The 17,160-nt window shown below is 68.1% G+C and carries 21 protein-coding genes; 12 read left to right on the top strand and 9 right to left on the bottom strand.

Features of this window, described 5'->3' with window-relative positions; translation table 11 throughout:
- Window positions 1-91: 91 nt before the first annotated feature.
- From maiA to pyrE, 6 genes are read right to left on the bottom strand one after another with little or no spacing between them, the layout of a single operon-like run.
- Window positions 92-730 carry a maleylacetoacetate isomerase gene (gene maiA / locus Q0579_RS09890; protein ID WP_298811780.1) on the bottom strand — a complete coding sequence of 213 codons (639 nt, stop codon included), beginning with the start codon at window positions 728-730 and terminating at the stop codon, window positions 92-94.
- On the bottom strand, window positions 727-1,794 hold the full coding sequence (locus Q0579_RS09885) for an AI-2E family transporter (protein WP_298811778.1): 1,068 nt from the start codon (window positions 1,792-1,794) through the stop codon (window positions 727-729). Before Q0579_RS09885 ends, maiA begins: the two co-directional genes overlap by 4 nt.
- Window positions 1,791-2,726 (bottom strand): signal peptidase I, encoded by a 936-nt coding sequence (gene lepB / locus Q0579_RS09880; RefSeq protein WP_298811776.1) that lies wholly within the window; start codon window positions 2,724-2,726, stop codon window positions 1,791-1,793. Before lepB ends, Q0579_RS09885 begins: the two co-directional genes overlap by 4 nt.
- A gap of 6 nt (window positions 2,727-2,732) precedes the next feature.
- Window positions 2,733-3,137, bottom strand: coding sequence for a holo-ACP synthase (gene acpS / locus Q0579_RS09875; protein ID WP_298811774.1), 405 nt, complete (start codon window positions 3,135-3,137; stop codon window positions 2,733-2,735).
- A 10-nt stretch (window positions 3,138-3,147) separates the two neighbouring features.
- Window positions 3,148-3,891 carry a pyridoxine 5'-phosphate synthase gene (locus Q0579_RS09870; RefSeq protein WP_298811773.1) on the bottom strand — a complete coding sequence of 248 codons (744 nt, stop codon included), beginning with the start codon at window positions 3,889-3,891 and terminating at the stop codon, window positions 3,148-3,150.
- 1 nt (window position 3,892) lies between these two features.
- Complete coding sequence (pyrE, locus tag Q0579_RS09865; protein WP_298811772.1) at window positions 3,893-4,477, bottom strand: orotate phosphoribosyltransferase; 585 nt, start codon at window positions 4,475-4,477, stop codon at window positions 3,893-3,895.
- A 208-nt stretch (window positions 4,478-4,685) separates the two neighbouring features.
- Between pyrE and coxB the strand changes: the two genes are divergently transcribed.
- From coxB to Q0579_RS09810, 11 genes are all read left to right on the top strand, one after another.
- Window positions 4,686-5,894, top strand: a complete 1,209-nt coding sequence (gene coxB / locus Q0579_RS09860) for a cytochrome c oxidase subunit II (protein WP_298811771.1) — start codon at window positions 4,686-4,688, stop codon at window positions 5,892-5,894.
- Between the two features lie 2 nt (window positions 5,895-5,896).
- A complete protein-coding gene (gene ctaD, locus Q0579_RS09855; protein WP_298811770.1) occupies window positions 5,897-7,564 on the top strand; it encodes a cytochrome c oxidase subunit I in 1,668 nt (555 codons plus the stop codon).
- 270 nt (window positions 7,565-7,834) lie between these two features.
- Window positions 7,835-8,368 (top strand): L,D-transpeptidase family protein, encoded by a 534-nt coding sequence (locus Q0579_RS09850; RefSeq protein ID WP_298811769.1) that lies wholly within the window; start codon window positions 7,835-7,837, stop codon window positions 8,366-8,368.
- Window positions 8,369-8,486: 118 nt separating this feature from the next.
- Window positions 8,487-9,455 (top strand): alpha/beta hydrolase, encoded by a 969-nt coding sequence (locus tag Q0579_RS09845; RefSeq protein ID WP_298811767.1) that lies wholly within the window; start codon window positions 8,487-8,489, stop codon window positions 9,453-9,455.
- A gap of 115 nt (window positions 9,456-9,570) precedes the next feature.
- Window positions 9,571-10,464 carry a heme o synthase gene (locus Q0579_RS09840; protein WP_298811765.1) on the top strand — a complete coding sequence of 298 codons (894 nt, stop codon included), beginning with the start codon at window positions 9,571-9,573 and terminating at the stop codon, window positions 10,462-10,464.
- A gap of 11 nt (window positions 10,465-10,475) precedes the next feature.
- On the top strand, window positions 10,476-10,610 hold the full coding sequence (locus Q0579_RS09835) for a hypothetical protein (RefSeq protein WP_298811764.1): 135 nt from the start codon (window positions 10,476-10,478) through the stop codon (window positions 10,608-10,610).
- Entirely contained in the window at window positions 10,607-11,152 is a 546-nt protein-coding gene (locus tag Q0579_RS09830) for a cytochrome c oxidase assembly protein (RefSeq protein ID WP_298811762.1), read from the top strand. The genes Q0579_RS09835 and Q0579_RS09830 overlap by 4 nt, the downstream gene beginning before the upstream one ends.
- 34 nt (window positions 11,153-11,186) lie before the next feature.
- Entirely contained in the window at window positions 11,187-12,098 is a 912-nt protein-coding gene (locus Q0579_RS09825) for a cytochrome c oxidase subunit 3 (RefSeq protein ID WP_298811760.1), read from the top strand.
- 103 nt (window positions 12,099-12,201) lie between these two features.
- Entirely contained in the window at window positions 12,202-12,822 is a 621-nt protein-coding gene (locus Q0579_RS09820; protein ID WP_298811759.1) for an SURF1 family cytochrome oxidase biogenesis protein, read from the top strand.
- Between the two features lie 17 nt (window positions 12,823-12,839).
- Entirely contained in the window at window positions 12,840-14,231 is a 1,392-nt protein-coding gene (gene thrC, locus Q0579_RS09815; RefSeq protein ID WP_298811758.1) for a threonine synthase, read from the top strand.
- Entirely contained in the window at window positions 14,228-15,097 is an 870-nt protein-coding gene (locus tag Q0579_RS09810) for a class I SAM-dependent methyltransferase (protein ID WP_298811756.1), read from the top strand. Before thrC ends, Q0579_RS09810 begins: the two co-directional genes overlap by 4 nt.
- A 9-nt stretch (window positions 15,098-15,106) precedes the next feature.
- Here Q0579_RS09810 and Q0579_RS09805 read toward each other — a convergent pair whose 3' ends face one another.
- The 3 genes from Q0579_RS09805 to Q0579_RS09795 are packed head-to-tail and all read right to left on the bottom strand — an operon-like array spanning window position 15,107 to window position 16,739.
- Window positions 15,107-15,769 carry a heme exporter protein CcmB gene (locus Q0579_RS09805; protein WP_298811754.1) on the bottom strand — a complete coding sequence of 221 codons (663 nt, stop codon included), beginning with the start codon at window positions 15,767-15,769 and terminating at the stop codon, window positions 15,107-15,109.
- A complete protein-coding gene (ccmA, locus tag Q0579_RS09800; RefSeq protein WP_298811752.1) occupies window positions 15,739-16,332 on the bottom strand; it encodes a heme ABC exporter ATP-binding protein CcmA in 594 nt (197 codons plus the stop codon). The genes Q0579_RS09805 and ccmA overlap by 31 nt, the downstream gene beginning before the upstream one ends.
- Window positions 16,329-16,739 (bottom strand): metallopeptidase family protein, encoded by a 411-nt coding sequence (locus Q0579_RS09795; protein ID WP_298811751.1) that lies wholly within the window; start codon window positions 16,737-16,739, stop codon window positions 16,329-16,331. Before Q0579_RS09795 ends, ccmA begins: the two co-directional genes overlap by 4 nt.
- A gap of 53 nt (window positions 16,740-16,792) precedes the next feature.
- On the opposite strand from Q0579_RS09795, the gene Q0579_RS09790 reads away from it, so the two are divergent.
- Window positions 16,793-17,086, top strand: a complete 294-nt coding sequence (locus Q0579_RS09790; RefSeq protein WP_298811750.1) for a 4a-hydroxytetrahydrobiopterin dehydratase — start codon at window positions 16,793-16,795, stop codon at window positions 17,084-17,086.
- The last annotated feature ends 74 nt before the right edge of the window (window positions 17,087-17,160 follow it).

Genomic DNA, 17,160 nt, shown 5'->3' with positions numbered 1-17,160 from the left:
CCATGACGCCGGGCGTCGCAATGCCGCGTGACGCTGCGATGTCGGCGACGATGAAAAGGCCGTTACGACCTGCAACACGCGCGTGCCCGGCTCAGTGCGGCACGCGATCGGGGTGCGCGGCCGCGACCTCGGGCAGCGCCGCCATCGCCGCGTCGGCGGCGCACAAACGCGGAAAGGCGTCGAGCGGGACGTTGAAGCGGCGCGCGTTGTAGAGCTGCGGCACGAGGCAGAGGTCGGCGATGTCGGGCGCCGCACCGCCCAGGAACGGCCCCGCGGGCGTGTCCGCCGCCATGATCTCGAGCGCGGTCAGCCCCTCGACCACCCAGTGGCGGTACCAATCGTCGCGCGCGGCCTGATCGGCGCCGAACTGCTGCTCCAGCCGTTTGAGGACGCGCAGATTGTCGATCGGGTGGATGTCCGCCGCGACCACCAGCGCGCGTGCGAGCTGACCCGAGCGGACGAAGGGATCGGACGAGACCATCGCCGGTTCGGGATAGGTCGCATCGAGCCAGTCGATGATGGCGAGACTCTGCGTCACGATGCGGCCATCGACCACCAGCGTCGGCACCAGTCCTTGCGGATTGATCGCCCGGTTGTCCGCTCCTCGCTGCGCCCCGTCCAGCAGATTGACCGCAACGGAGGTGTAGCGGACGCGCTTGAGATTGAGGCAGATCCGCACGCGATACGCCGCCGACGAACGCCAGTAATCGTGCAGCACGATCGTGCTCATGCCGGTTCCTCGGCCTTCTCCGAGCGGCGTTCCATCGCCGCCTTGATCATCGCGGTCATCGGATCGGCCAACGCCAGGCCGATGATCCCGAACAGCGCGCTCGCGAGGATCTGCGCACCGAGCGTCAGCGCGGGCGGCAGGTCAACGGTGCGTTTCGCCACCATCGGGATCACGAGATAGCCGTCGATCACCTGCACCGCGACGTAGATGAGGATCGCGAGCACGCCCGTATGCATACCGGCGGAGAAACCGACCGCGATCGTCATCGCCCCCGAGACGAACGCGCCCACGTTGGGAATGAAGGCGAGCAGCCCCGTCACGATGCCCAGGATCAGCGCCATCGGCACACCGGCGAGCGCGAGCGCCACGCCGACGAATGCGCCCTCGAACGCCATCCCGAGCAGGCGCCCGGCGAGCAGGCGGCGCAGCGTGCGCGCCGTCCGCTGCGTCGTGATCGCGACTTCCGCGCGGCTTTCCTCGGGGATCATCCACTGAAACCCGCGATCATAGACGCGCGGATCGATCGCGACGAACAACCCGATCACCAGGATCATGAACATGGTGGTGAGCGCACCAAAGGCGGTGCCGACCCACGCGGTCACCTTTCCGACCGAGCCGAGCGCCTGGCGCGCGATGCCGTTCAGATCGGACGCGCCCGGCATCAGCCCCTGCGACGACAGCCAGCCCGACAGACGCACCACCTGCGTCTCGACGGTGGAGCGTAACTGCATCACCTGCTGCGTGATCTGAACGCCGGCGAGATAAAAGGTACCGACCAGGAACGCGAGCGTCAGCAGACACACGATCAGCAACCGCCACCCGCGCCCGATCGGCAGCACGCGGCCGAGCAGTCGCACCCCGCCGTCGAGCAGAGCGGCGAAGACGAGCCCGGCGAAGATGACGAGCAGCGGCTGGATCAGCAACACCACCAGCGCGATCGCGCCGGCGAGGCCCAGCCACACCGCCGCCCGCTTCAACTCGGCGCGCACTGCCGGATCGCGCACCTCGTGCGGGCTCGCGCCCGATACGACCGCGACGCGGTCGTCGTGCTTGGCGTCGCTCACTGCGTGCGCTCGGGATGGAGCGAGGTGCCCGCGCGCCCACCGCGCAGCGACGACCACCAGGTCAGCGGGTTGAGCGTCGCGTCGCCATCGACCGAGAAGGTGATGAACTCCGCGCGCCCACCCAGGTTCTCGACCGGCACCGGCCCGCCCAGCCCGCGCTCGAACCCGCCCAGCGCGAAGCGGCTGTCGGCGGAGCGATCACGGTTGTCGCCCATCAGAAACACGCGCCCGGCAGGGATGCGGACCGGACCGTAATTGTCGCCGGGCGAGTCGGGCTGAAGGTCGACGGTGTCGTAACAGCGGCCGTTCGGCAGCGTTTCGGTGATGATCGGCAAGTGACAGACGGTGCGCCCGTCGCCGAGCACGCGCTGCGCCCCCGGATATTGCAGCGGGTCGCAGGTCGCGTTCGCGTCGACGGGCAGATCGCGGAAGTGCAGCGGCCCGCGCGGCACCGCGACGCCGTTCAGGAACACGACGCCGCCGCGCACCTCCAGCGTGTCGCCGGGCAGACCGATCACGCGCTTGATGTAATCGCTCGACGATCCGGGCGGGGTCACGATCACCACGTCGCCGCGCTCGGGCAGGCTGCCGAACACGCGCCCGGGAATGAAAGGTAGCTGGACCGACCAGCTCTCCACCGGCTGGTGCAGCACCAGGTCACGCGCGATTGCGACCGGATCGGGGATCGTCGGCGAGACGAACGACCAGCCATAGGCGAATTTCGATACCACCAACCGGTCGCCGACCATCAGCCCAGGCAGCATCGATTCGCTGGGAATGTAGAATGGCTTGGCGATAAAGGAATGGAAGCCGAGCACCGCCAGCACCAGCCAGAACAGCCCTTTCGCCTCGCTCCACCAGTCGAACCCGGCACGCTCGCGCGGCGCGTCGCCTGAAGGGACATCACGGGTGAGCGTCAGGTCGTCGGCCACGTCAGCTTATCCGATGGGTATTGCTTCGATGATCACGAAGGCCTGCGCCCACGGATGATCGTCGGTCAAGGTCAGATGGATGCGTGCTTCATACCCGGCCGGGACCATTGCGTCGAGCCGCGCCTTTGCCCCGCCGGTCAGCGCGAGCGTCGGCGCGCCCGAGGGTGCGTTGACGACGCCGATGTCACGCATGAACACGCCGGCCTTGAACCCGGTGCCGACGGCCTTGGAGAATGCTTCCTTCGCGGCGAAGCGCTTGGCAAGCGTGCCCGCGCGGGTGAACGGCCGCCTGGCCGCCTTGGCGCGCTCGACCTCGGTGAACACGCGCTGCTCGAACCGCTCGCCGAACCGATCGAGCGAGGCTTGAATCCGCTCGATGTTGCACAGGTCGGAGCCCAATCCGATGATCAAGCGCGCGTCCTCATCGCGCGGCCGCCATCTCGGCCTTCATGCGCCGGACACTCTCGTACAGCCCGACGAAGATCGCCTCGCCGACCAGGAAATGGCCGATGTTCAGCTCGACCACCTGAGGGATGGCGGCGATCGGCTGGACGTTGTCGAACGTCAGCCCGTGGCCGGCGTGGACCTCGATCCCGTTCTTGGCGGCGAGCGCGGCGGCGTCGCTTAATCGGCGCAGCTCGCCGGCGCGCGCCTCGCCCTCGGTGTCGGCGTAGCGACCGGTGTGGAGCTCGACCACCGGCGCACCGAGCGACACCGCCGCGGCGATCTGTTCGGGCGACGGTTCGATGAACAGCGACACGCGTACGCCTGCCTCGCGCAGCGCGCGCACCATCGGGGCAAGGACATCGTGCTGCCCCGCCACGTCGAGCCCGCCCTCGGTGGTGCGCTCCTCGCGCTTTTCGGGCACGATGCACGCGGCGTGCGGACGGTGGCGCAGCGCGATGCCCAGCATCTCCTCGGTCGCCGCCATCTCGAGATTGAGCGGGATCGCGCGATCGAGCGCAGCGAGTTGGCCGACCAGCCGCGCGATGTCGGCGTCGGTGATGTGGCGGCGATCCTCGCGCAGGTGCGCGGTGATCCCGTCCGCGCCGGCCGACGCGGCGAGCAGCGCGGCGCGGACCGGATCGGGCACCACGCCGCCGCGCGCGTTGCGCACGGTGGCGACATGGTCGATGTTGACGCCCAGACGCAGCGGCAGCGCCATGTCAGGCTGCCGCCCGGCTGCCGGGCTTGATCGCCGGGATCGCCTGCAATTCGGGCGGCAGCGCGTCGGCGGCGTAGCTCGGCACGTCGAGACGGAGCAGCGGGAAGAACGGCACGCCGATGTCGGCGGCACCGTTCGAGCGATCCACCAGCGCCGCGCCCGCGATCACCCGCCCGCCTGCCGCCTCGATCGCCGCGATCGCCTCGCGGCTCGACAAGCCGGTGGTGACGACGTCCTCCATCATCAGCACCTCCTGCCCCTCGGCCAGCCGGAACCCGCGGCGAAGCTCGAACGTCCCGCTCGGGCGTTCGACGAACATCGCCTCGACGCCCAGCGCGCGCGCCATTTCGTAGCCGACGATCACCCCACCCATCGCAGGCGCAACCACCGCCGAGATGCGGGCGCGCAGATCAGCCGGAATCGTCCGGGCGAGCGCCTCGCACAGCCGCGCGGCACGGCGCGGGTCCATCAGCACGCGCGCGCATTGCAGGTAGCGCGGGCTGCGCAGACCCGACGACAGGATGAAATGGCCTTCGAGCAGCGCGTCGGCGGCGCGGAACTCGGCCAGTACCTCGTCCTCGGTCATCGCGCGCGCACTCCGTCCCTGTTGCTGGTGGCGCAGATACGGGTGCGAAGGGGCGGGCGCAACGCAAGGAAGCTGCGAAAATTCGCGCAATCGCGCCCTCTTGAGGCAAAAGGGGGCGCCGCGTATAGGCGGAGGTAATGGGCGAGAATGCCCGCAAGGTATCTGGGGGGGCGCTCCCGTGCCGCGATGCAGGGGTGATGGAAGCACGATGAACCGCTTGAAGACGATGATCTTGGCAGGCGGGCTCGCGCTCGCCGGCCTCGGACTTGGCACGGGGGGCGGCGCATATGCCCAGACGCCGGCCGCCGCGCCCGAGATCAAGACCGCGCAACCGGGCGCGCCTAGCGCGCTTGAACCCGCCAACACGGCCGATCCTGCCGCACCCAATTTGAACGCCGCGGCTCCTGCGGTGCTCAACCAGAAGGCGCCCGCCTCGCTCGAGCTGGCGCAGGACGGTGCGCCGACGATGAGCGCCAAGCCGATGATCGGTCAACCGACCGACGGGTTGATGCGCATCCAGCCGCAGGTGACAAAAAACGGCCTGCGCGCGCACTGGTTTCACGATCGCATCCTGTTTCCGCTGATCACGATCGTGTCGCTGTTCGTGCTGGCGCTGCTGGTGCTGGTCATGGTGCGCTTCCGCGCGGCGCGCAATCCGATCCCGTCGAAGACCAGCCACAACACGTTCATCGAGGTGGTGTGGACGCTGGCGCCGGTGCTGATCCTGGTCGCGATCGCGGTACCCTCGATCGGGCTGCTGCAGGCGCAGTTCAAGCCCGCACCCGCTGGTGCTGTGACGTTGAAGGCAATCGGCAACCAGTGGTTCTGGAGCTATCAATACCCGGACAACGGCGGGATCGAGATCACCGCCAACCTGCTGAAGGAAAAGCAGGACGTGGCCGCGGGCGAGCGGTATCGCACCGACGCCGACGGCCCGCGCCTGCTCGCCACCGACAACCGCGTCGTGCTGCCGGTCGGCGTGCCGATCCGGCTGATCACCACCGCCAACGACGTGATCCACAGTTGGGCGATGCCCGCGTTCTGGATCAAGCTGGACGCGATCCCCGGCCGGTTGAACGAAACGAGCTTCACGATCGACAAGCCCGGCCTTTATTTCGGCCAGTGCTCCGAGCTGTGCGGCGCGCGTCACGCTTACATGCCGATCGCGGTTGAGGCGGTGTCGCCGGCGCAGTTCGCCGCCTGGGTCCGCGCCAAGGGCGGCACGATGCCGACGCCGGGCAAGCCGTCCGACGCGGTGATCCCGCAGCCGGGCTCGGACAATTCGGCAACGGTCGCGTCCGAGGCGGCGATCGTCGACAATTTGACCAGCCCGACCGAGAACGGCACCGCCACTCCCCCCGTCATTCCGCAGGGCGCGACCGGTAACCCCGGTGGCGTCGGCGAAGCTGGACGCTGACCATGACTGACACCGCACTCCATCCATCCGCCTTTCAGGCGCACGACGCGCATCATCACGACGCGCATGCCGACCATCTGCCGGGCTTTTTCGCGCGGTGGTTCATGTCAACGAACCACAAGGACATCGGCACGCTCTACCTGATCTTCGCGATCGTGGCCGGCATCGTCGGCGGCGCGATCTCGGGGCTGATGCGCGCCGAGCTGGCGCATCCGGGCATCCAGTATCTGCCGACCTGGGTCGCGATGCTTCACGGTGGGCAGACGCAGACGTTCGATCAGGCGCTTCACCTGTGGAACGTGCTGGTGACCGCGCACGGCCTGATCATGGTGTTCTTCATGGTCATGCCCGCGATGGTCGGCGGGTTCGGCAACTGGTTCGTCCCCATCATGATCGGCGCGCCCGACATGGCGTTTCCGCGCATGAACAACGTCAGCTTCTGGCTGCTGGTGCCGGCGTTCATCCTGCTGCTCGCCTCGCCCTTCTTCGGCGGTGCGGGTACCGGCTGGACCGTCTATGCGCCGCTCTCCACCTACGGTGAGCCGGGACCGAGCGTCGACATGGCGATCCTGTCGCTCCACCTGGCGGGCGCGAGCTCGATCCTGGGGGCGATCAACTTCATCACCACGATCTTCAACATGCGCGCCCCGGGCATGACGCTGCACAAGATGCCGCTGTTTGCCTGGGCGATGCTCGTGACCGCGTTCCTGCTGCTCCTGGCGCTGCCGGTGCTCGCGGCCGCGATCACGATGCTGCTGACCGACCGCAATTTCGGCACGACCTTCTTTGATCCGGCGGGTGGCGGTGATCCGGTGCTGTACCAGCACCTGTTCTGGTTCTTCGGCCACCCCGAAGTGTACATCATGATCCTGCCGGGGTTCGGCATCATCAGCCACATCGTCGCAACGTTCAGCCGCAAGCCCGTCTTCGGCTATCTCGGCATGGCGTACGCCATGGTCGCGATCGGCGTGGTCGGTTTCGTCGTGTGGGCGCACCACATGTTCACGACCGGCCTGTCGGTGAACGTGAAGATGTACTTCACCGCCGCGACGATGGTGATCGCGGTGCCGACCGGCATCAAGATCTTCTCGTGGATCGCGACCATGTGGGGCGGCAGCCTGCGCTTCCCGACCCCGATGGTGTGGGCGATCGGGTTCATCTTCATGTTCACGGTCGGTGGCGTGACGGGCGTCGTGCTCGCCAATGGCGGCGTCGACGATTACATGCAGGACACCTATTACGTCGTCGCGCACTTCCACTACGTGCTGTCGCTCGGCGCCGTGTTCTCGCTGTTCGCGGGCTTCTACTACTGGTTCCCCAAGATGTCGGGGAAGATGTACTCGGAGGCACTCGGCCAGGCGCACTTCTGGGTATTCTTCGTCGGCGTGAACATCATGTTCTTCCCGATGCACTTCTTAGGATTGCAGGGCATGCCGCGTCGCTATCCGGACTATCCGGACGGTTTCGCGCACTGGAACAACGTCGCCTCGATCGGTTACATGATCATGGCGGCAGGCATGGCGATCTTCTTCGTCAACGTGGTCTGGTCGCTGATCGCGGGCAAGAAGGCCCCCGACAATCCCTGGGGCGAAGGCGCGACCACGCTCGAGTGGACGCTGTCGAGCCCACCGCCGTTCCACCAGTTCGAGACGCTGCCCAAGATCGACTGATCGACGGCATAGATCGACCAACCTTCGAGCGCCCCGGCTTCCACGCCGGGGCGTTTTTTATGCGCTACCGTGATCCCGGACTTGATCCCGGGATCCCGCTTCTTGACCGCCATCGCGGAAAGCAGCGGGACGCCGGATCGAGTCCGGGGTGACGAGACGATGGAAGGCCGCACCGAACCCGCGCTCGTGAACGCGTGCGCGAAGCGTGCCGCAACGGGACGTGGCAAAAGCGCCACTGGAACGGGCCCGCCGCTCGCGCGATCTTCGCGCATGATCCGCGCCGTCCTGCTCGCCTGGCTGATCGCCGCCGCGCCGCTCTCCGCCGCTGCCGCGCGCGGCATCCCGCATCGTAGCGGCGATCCTGCGGTTCACACGATCCTGGATGTCGGCCACGCGCTCGAGCCGGGCGATTACGTGTGGGACGACGATGGTGCCCCGGCCGGTGCCACCCACATCGTCGTCGATGTCGCGCGGCGTCAGCTCTACGTCTATCGCGGCGGGGTCGAGATCGGCCGCTCGTTCGCGGTCGCAGGTCCGCCCGAGAACCCTACCCCGCTCGGCCGTTTTCCGATCCTGGAAAAAGACGCCGACAAATATTCGCGCAGCTACGATGCGGCGATGCCGTACGCGCTGCGCCTGACGCGCAGCTATGTCGCGATCCACGGCAGCAAGGTCGAATGGGACTGGGTCACGCACGGCTGCATCGGCGTGCCGCTGCCGTTCGCGCGCATCCTGTTCCGCAACGTCCGCGTCGGTGACGAGGTACTGGTGACGCGCAACTGGCTGCCCGCCGCGTACGACTGACGCGGCGGCCCGGCAGCGCGCGAGCGCACAACGATGCACGCGCGTCAGTGCTGGCGCTCGGCACGCAACTCGGCTTCACTGCGTACCGGTACGATGATCTTTATCGCAGGAGAGCGTGATGCCCGACTTCTGCATGATCGACACGGGCGCGGCACGGTTGCGCGTCGCGGTGGAGGGGTCGGGTCCGCTGATCGTCATGGTCCACGGCTTTCCCGAGAGCTGGTATTCGTGGCGCCACCAGATGCCGGTGCTGGCGGATGCGGGCTATACCGCGGCGGCGATCGACGTGCGCGGCTATGGCGGGTCGGACAAGCCGGCGGAGGTGGCGGCCTATTCGATGGAAGCGCTGACCGCCGATGTCGCGGGCGTGGCGGACGCGCTGCAACCAGGGGCGCCCGCGATCCTGCTCGGCCATGACTGGGGTGCGCCGATCGTGTGGAACACGATCCTGTCGCGACCCGAGCGGTTCCGCGCGGTCGCCGCGCTCTCGGTGCCGTTCGTCGGCGTCGCCAAGCGGCCCTTCAACGAGACGTTCCGCCGCGCTTTCACCGACAAGGGACGCTTCTTCTACCAGGAATGGTTCGCGGCCGTCGGCCCGGCCGAACGCGAGGCCGAGGCGGACGTGCGCGATTTCCTGCGCAAATTCTATTACGCGATCTCGGGCGATGCGCCACCGGGCACGTGGCCCGACAAGCCGGCAGGCGCGACCTTGCTGGAAGGGATGGTCGATCCCGGCACGTTCCCCGCGTGGCTGAGCGACGCCGATCTCGATTATTACGTCGCCGAGTTCGAGCGCTCAGGCTTCTTCGGACCGCTCAGCCGTTATCGCAATCACGAGCGCGACTGGGCGTGGCAGCAGCAGTTCGCGGACCGCCGGATCGAGGCACCCGCCTTGTTCATCGGCGGCAGCAAGGACCCGGCGACCACCGGCTTTGGCGCGATGGCCGATCCGATCGCGGTCATGCGCCCGCACGTGCCGAAGGTCGAAGGACATATCCTGGACGGCGTCGGGCATTGGACGCAGCAGGAGCGACCGGCCGAGGTCAACCGGCTGCTGCTCGACTGGCTCGCGCGGCTGCCCGATTGATTCTCCTCTCACCCTCTCCTCAAGAAGGGGGTCTCGGCGTTGACTCGCCCTACTAGGCTACGAAAAAGCGAGCCTTTCGCGCTGCGCCCGCGACGGGTATAGCCGCGGGCTCGCGATGACCACTGCCGCTCCCTTGTTGCCGCCCGCCGACTGGCGCGACTTCCTGGCGCTGACCAAGCCCCGGGTGATGACGCTGGTCGTCTTCACCGGATTGTGCGGGATGCTGGCCGCGCCGCGCGGCATCGCGCCCGTGCTCGCCTTTACCGCGATCCTGTGCATCGCGCTCGGCGCTGGCGCGGCGGGGGCGCTCAACCAATGGTACGAAGCCGACCTCGACGCGGTGATGAAGCGGACCGCCAAGCGCCCGCTGCCCGCAGGGCGGATGGACCGGCAGTCGGCGCTTCATTTCGGCGTCGGGCTCGCCGCTTTCTCGGTCATCCTGATGGGATTGGCGGTCAACATGGCCGCCGCGGCGATCCTGACCGTCTCGATCCTGTTCTACGTGCTGATCTACACCGTGTGGCTGAAGCGACGCACGCCGCAGAACATCGTCATCGGCGGCGCGGCGGGCGCGTTTCCGCCGTTGATCGGCTGGGCAGCGGCGACGGGCGAGGTCGCGGTGCTACCCGTGCTGTTGTTCGCGCTCGTGTTCCTGTGGACGCCCCCGCATTTCTGGGCGCTCGCGCTGTTCATCGAGTCCGATTACGCCAAGGCCGGGGTGCCGATGCTGCCGGTGGTGGCGGGCGAGCGCGCGACGCGGCGGCAGATCGGGCTGTACACGATCCCGATGGCGCTGGTGGCGGTGGCGCCGTGGCCGCTCGGGCTGACCGGCGCCTTTTACGGCGTCGCGTCGATCGCGCTGACCGCGATCTTCGCCGCACTCGCCGCACGCGTCACGATCGGGCGCAACACCCCCGGCATGAAGCCGGAGAAGCGGTTGTTCGCTTATTCGATCATCTATCTTTTCGTGATCTTCGGCGCGCTGGTCGTCGATCGGTGGCTTGCATGACGGATGAACCCATGAGTGACGAACAGGAGCTGATCCAGCGGCGGCAGAAGGCGCGCGCGATCGTGACCGCGGTGCTGCTGCTCGCCTTCGTGGTGCTGACCTTCTTCATTACCATCGCGAAGATCAGGGAGGGGATGGCGCAGTGATCGGACGGCTCGACCGGCGGGTGCGCACCGCGCTGCTGGCGGTGCTGGGCATCTGTTTCATGACCGGTGTCGCCTTCGCCAGCGTGCCGCTCTACCGCCTGTTCTGCGAGGCAACCGGGCTGAACGGCACCACCAACCGCGGGCTCGCGGCGCCGGGCGGCGTTCACCGCGCGATCCGGATCGCGTTTGACGCCAACACCAGCCCCAAGCTGCCGTGGCGCTTCACGCCCGAACAGGAGGAGCAGGAAGTCGACATCGGCGCGCGTGACATGGCGTTCTTTCAAGCGACCAACCGCGGCGCGCAAGCGGTGACGGGGACTGCCACCTACAACGTGACGCCGGCGGTGGCGGGCAAATATTTCACCAAGATCCAGTGTTTCTGCTTCACGCAGCAGACGCTCAAACCCGGCGAGACGCAGCGGATGCCGGTGATCTACTTCGTCGACCCGAAGATCCTGACCGATCCCGACACCAAGGATGTCGAGACGATCACGCTCTCCTACACGTTTTACCCGGTGGATTCTGCCAAAACGGCGGGTTAAAGCGTGAAGAAACGCCTTTAGGGGGATGCCACGCATGGCCGGCGCGAAGAACCACGATTACCATATCCTTCCACCCAGCCCGTGGCCGCTCATCGGATCGATGATGGCGCTCGTCATGGCCGCGGGTGGCATCATGTACATGCACAGCGCGGTGGGCGGCGGTTGGGTGTTCCTGATCGGTCTGGCCGGCGTGCTCGGCACGATGTGGGGCTGGTGGCATCAGGTGATCCGCGAGGCGCATGCGGGCGATCACACCCCGGTCGTCCAGCTTCATTTCCGCTACGGCATGATCCTGTTCATCGCCTCGGAGGTCATGTTCTTCGTCGGCTGGTTCTGGGCGTACTTCGATTTCGCACTGTTCCCGACCGCGATGAGCTTCGTCGACGGGCAGGTCGAGCGCGCCGCCGAGGGTGCGGCCGCGATCGCGGCGCAATGGCCGCCCAAGGGGCTGGAAGTCATCAACGCGTTCGAGCTGCCGCTGCTCAACACGCTGATCCTGCTGACCAGCGGCACGACCGTCACCTGGGCGCACCACGCGCTGATCCACAACCAGCGCGGCGGGGTGAAGCGCGGTTTCTGGGGTCTGCTGGGTGTCGGCGACCGCGACGGCGTGTTGAAGGGCCTGTGGCTGACGGTCGCGCTCGGCGTGCTGTTCAGCTCGATCCAGGCGTATGAGTACATGCACGCGCCGTTCCCGTTCAAGGGCCTCAACTACGGTGCGTCGTTCTTCATGGCGACGGGATTCCACGGTTTCCACGTGCTGGTCGGTACGATCTTCCTGATCGTGTGCCTGATCCGCGCCTACAAGGGCGACTTCACGCCGAAGCAGCATTTCGGGTTCGAGGCGGCGGCCTGGTACTGGCATTTCGTCGACGTGGTGTGGCTGTTCCTGTTCGTCACGATCTACGTCTGGGGCGGCTGGGGCGCGCCGGTCCACGGCGGCTGATCGACCGGTCATCGGCTCGACAAGGGGGCGCGGTTCGGATGCGAGCCGCACCCCTTCTTTGTTGCGCGACGCGTCGGGCATGGCGGGGTAAGAGGCGCACGTGATGAAGCGCATACCGGTCGTCCCCACCATCATCGTCGTGCTCGCCGTGTGCGGCATGATCGCGCTCGGCATTTGGCAGATCACGGTTCGCCTACCCGAGAAGGAAGCCTATCTGGCGCAGCTCGCGGGCAATCCCGCCAAGCCCCCGGTCGCTTTTCCGCGGCAGAGCGACGACACCTTGCTGTTCCGCCGCAGCAGCATCGTCTGCCTGTCACCCGTCACGATCACGCGCGCGGGCGCGGGCAACGCGGGTTTTCGCCTGATCGCGGCGTGCCGCACCGGCGCGGAAGGGCCGGGCGTCAAGGTGCAGCTCGGCACCACGCGCGATCCGAACAAGCGGGTCGACTGGCGCGGCGGCGCGGTGTCGGGTTTCATCAGCCACGCGCCCGACGCCCGACCGCTGATCGCGGGGCTGTTCGACCATGCGCCGCAAGAGATGCTGCTGGTCGCCGATCGCCCGGTCGCGGGGCTTTCTGCCAACACCCGGCCCGACGTCGGCGTCGTGCCCAACAATCACCTGGCCTATGGCGTCCAATGGTTCCTGTTCGCCGCCGTCGCCGCGATCATCTACGCGGTCGCGGTGCTCCGGCGTCGCGCGCCGGTTGCGGGGCCAGGGGCTTAGGGCTACCCCGCGCGGCCATGCGCTACGTCAGCACGCGCGGCCAGGCGGCCGCACTCGACTTTCGCGAGGTCACGCTCGCCGGACTCGCCAGCGATGGCGGGTTGTACGTGCCCGAAACGTGGCCGACGTTCAGCCGGGACGAGATCGCCGCGCTCGCCGGGCTGTCGTACGTCGACACCGCGGTCGCGGTGATGATGCCGTTTGTCGGGAACGTGATGACACGCGACGAGCTGCACGCGCTGTGTGCGCAGGCATACGGCCGCTTCTCGCACGCCGCGGTCACGCCGCTCGTCCAGCTCGATCACGACCAGTGGCTGCTCGAGCTGTTCCACGGCCCGACACTCGCGTTCAAGGACGTGGCGTTGCAGTTGCTCGGATTGCTGTTCGAACGCTTCCTGACCGGCAGCAGCGATCACCTGACGATCGTCGGCGCGACCAGCGGCGATACCGGGTCGGCGGCGATCGACGCGGTGGCGGGGCGCGCGGGCGTCGACATCTTCATGCTCCACCCCGAGGGCCGCGTCAGCGACGTGCAGCGGCGGCAGATGACGACGGTGGGTGCGCCCAACGTCCACAACATCGCGATCCGTGGCGATTTCGACCAGGCGCAGGCGCTGGTGAAGGTGATGTTCAACGATCCCGCCTTTGCCGGCCGCTTCCACCTGTCCGCGGTCAATTCGATCAACTGGGCACGGTTGATGGCGCAGGTGGTCTATTATTTCTACGCCGCGGTCCGGCTCGGCGCGCCTGAGCGCGCGGTCGCGTTCAGCGTGCCGACGGGCAATTTCGGTGACGTGTTCGCCGGCTATGTCGCGGCGAAGATGGGGCTGCCGGTCGCCCGGCTGATCGTCGCCACCAACGTCAACGACATCCTCGCGCGCGCGCTCACCACCGGCGACTATTCGAGCCGCGAGGTGGTGCAGACGCCGACGCCGTCGATGGACATCCAGGTGTCGAGCAATTTCGAGCGATTGCTGTTCGATCTCGGCAACCGCGACGGAGCGGCGATCGCGGCGCAGATGCGCGGGTTCGAAGGAAGCCGCGCGATGCGGCTGACCAACGCGCAATCGCAAGGCGCGGCGGGGCTGTTCACCGCCGAGCGCGTCGACCTTGACGAGATGGCATTGGCGATGCGCTGGGCGCACGAACATGCGTGCCAGACGCTCGATCCGCACACCGCGATCGCACTCGCCGCGGCGCAGCGCCACGCAAGCGACGTGCCGATGGTGACGCTCGCCACCGCGCACCCGGCGAAGTTCCGCGACGCGGTGGAGCGCGCGACCGGCACGCGTCCCGGCCTGCCCGCGCGTGTCGGCGACCTGTTCGAGCGCGAGGAGCGCTTCGACGTGCTCGACGCCAGCTACGCCGCAGTCAGCGCCTATATCGCCGAGCGGGCGGTAGCGCGATGAAGCTCGAGACGCTGATCGGCGAGCCCTGGAGCGATTACGGGCTGATCGACTCGGGCCACGGCCGCAAGCTGGAACGCTACGGGCGCTACCGCTTCATCCGGCCCGAACCGCAGGCATTGTGGGCACCCGCCAGCACCGACTGGGACGCACACGGCGAGTTCGTTCCCGGCAGCGACGAGGACGGCGGCGGGCAGTGGCGCTTTACCAAGCGCGTGCCCGCGGACGGATGGACGCTGGAGTGGCACGAGGCGCGCTTCAACGCGCAGAACACGCCGTTTCGCCACCTGGGATTTTTCCCCGACATGGCACCGGTATGGGTGTGGATGCGCCAGCAGCTCGAAGGCGCGGATAACCCCGAATGCCTCAATCTGTTCGGCTACACCGGAGTCGGCACGCTCGCCCTGTCGTCGATCGGCGCCAAGATGGTCCACGTCGATGCGTCCAAGAAGTCGGTCGAGGCGGCGCGCCACAATGCGGCGCTCTCGGGGCTGTCCGACGCGCCGACGCGCTGGATCATCGACGATGCGTCGAAGTTCATCGCGCGCGAGGTCCGGCGCGGGCGCCGTTACGACGGTATCCTGCTCGATCCACCCAAATACGGGCGCGGGCCGACGGGCGAGGTGTGGCGGCTGGAAGAGGATCTGCCGCGGCTGATCGCCGACTGCCGGCAACTGCTCGACGCGAACTCGCGCTACCTGTTCCTGACCGTCTACGCGGTGCGGATGTCGGCGCTGGCGATCGGCGAGATGCTGCGCCAGGCGTTCGCGGACCTGCCGGGCACGGTCGAGGCGGGGGAACTGGCGGTACGCGAGGAAGCGCGCGGGCTGACGCTGCCGACCGCGATCTGGGCGCGCTGGAGCCGCTAAGGCGCCAGCTTATTCCATCGCCGCGCGGATCGCCGCACCCGCGACGAAGGGCGCGCCGGCGACGAGCAGCAGGCTGGTCGCGGCGAGCAGCTTCAGACCGCCTGCCCCGCCGGTGATTGAACCCGCGCCGAAGATCAGCAGCGGCACCGCGAGCGGTAGCATGACGAGCCCGGCGACCGCCCCCGCCCCGCGTGCGCCCGCCAGCAGCGCGGCGGTCGCGACCGCGAGCGCGGCGAGCCCCGGCGTGCCGAGCAGCAGCCCCGCCTCGACCAGCAGCAGCGTGTCGCTGGACAGGTCGAGCAATCCGCCCGCGATCACCGCGGCGAGCATCAGCGGCGGCGCGAAGGCGAGCCAGTGCGCGAGCATCTTTGCCGCGGCGACCGCCGCCAGCGATTGCTCGCGCACCGCCAGTTGATCGAGCACCCCCGCTTCGAGATCGGGCGCGACCAGCCGCTCGACCGGCATCAGCGCGGCGAGCAGGGCCGCCGCCCAGATCACCCCGCCGCCAATGCGCGACAGGAGCGCGGTGTCGGGGCCGATCGCGAAGGGGAACAGGATCGCGACGAGCAGGAAGAAGGCGACCACCAACGTCGCGCCACCGCCCGCATAGCCGTGCCGCAGGTCGCGCCAGACGAGCGCGATCACAGCCGCACCTGCTGAGCGCCCGGCCATGCGAGCGGCTGGTGCGTCGCGGCGACGACGATCCCGCCTCGCGCCCGGTGTCGCCCGATCAGCGTCGACAGCCGATCGAGCGCGGCGGCATCGAGTGCATTGCCCGGCTCGTCGAGCAGCCACAAGCTCGCGCCGCTCGCCACCACGCGCGCGAGCGCGGCGCGGCGGCGCTGCCCGGCAGAGAGCAGCCGCACCGGCACGTCGGCGAGATCGGCGAGCGCGGCGTCCGCCAGCGCGGCGGCGACGCGGGTCGCCGGCTCGGGCTGATCGTGCAGGAAGGGGGCATCGAGTCTCGCCCAGAAACGCAGCGCGGCGGCAAGCGGCAGTGCGCGGTCGAGTGCGTGCGCCTCGTCCATCAGCGCGACACCGCCCGCGGGTCGCACGACGTTCCCCTCGCCGACGCGCCCGAGACCGGCGAGCACGCGCAGCAGGCTCGACTTGCCGACGCCATTGGGTCCGGTGACGAGCACCGCGTCGCCTGCACGCGCGGTGAACGTGACGGGCGCGAACCGCCGCTCGCCGCGCGCGACGACGAGGCGGTCGACGACCAGCGCGTCGCTCAATCCGCCACCGCGTCTTCGAGCGCGTGCATGTCATCGTCGCTCAAGCCGAAATGATGTCCGATCTCGTGCACCGTGACGTGCGCGACGAGATCATCGAGCCGCACCCCCGACTCGCACCATTCGGCGAGGATCGCCTGACGATAGAGGTGGATGCGGTCGGGCAACGCGCCGCTGTCGAGCGACGACTTCTCCCCGACCGGCCGCCCGACATAGACGCCGGTCAGGTCGAGTGGATGATCGAGCCCGACGCTCGCCAGCATCTCGGCGTCGGCTTCCTCCTCGACCAGCAGCACCACGTCGCGCAGATGCTGCCGAAAGGCGGCGGGCAGTCGCGCGATCACGCCCAGCGCATAAGCCTCGATCACCTCGGCGGTGGGTGCCGCGCCCAAGACCTCTTGCCGCTCCATCGCGCTCGCCATAGGCGGGGGGAGGTTCGGCCGGCAAGCAGGGAGACGAGGGCATGATCGAGCAACTGAGCGAGGCCGAGCGCGCCGACGCGCTGGATGCGCTGCCCGAGTGGGATTTCGAGGAATCGCGCGACGCGATCACGCGCACGATCGTGTTCACCGACTTCGCCGAAGCATTCGGATTCATGACGCAGGTCGCGCTGCTTGCCGAACGCGCCGACCACCATCCCGAGTGGAAGAACGTCTACAACCGGGTCGAAATCCTGCTGACGACGCACGACGCGGGCGGGCTGTCGTCGCGCGACATCGAACTGGCGGGCGCGATCGACGACATCCTGGGCGGCTGAAACTCGGGTCAAGCGCGCCGCACGCGCCCGGTTGACGGGGGCGTACAGTTTCCCGACCATCGTTAACGAATCAT

It is taken from the genome of uncultured Sphingomonas sp. (assembly GCF_936927845.1).
GTDB lineage: Bacteria > Pseudomonadota > Alphaproteobacteria > Sphingomonadales > Sphingomonadaceae > Sphingomonas.
Note: the sequence above shows the minus strand (reverse complement) of the source record. Positions and strands in the feature narration are given on the sequence as shown.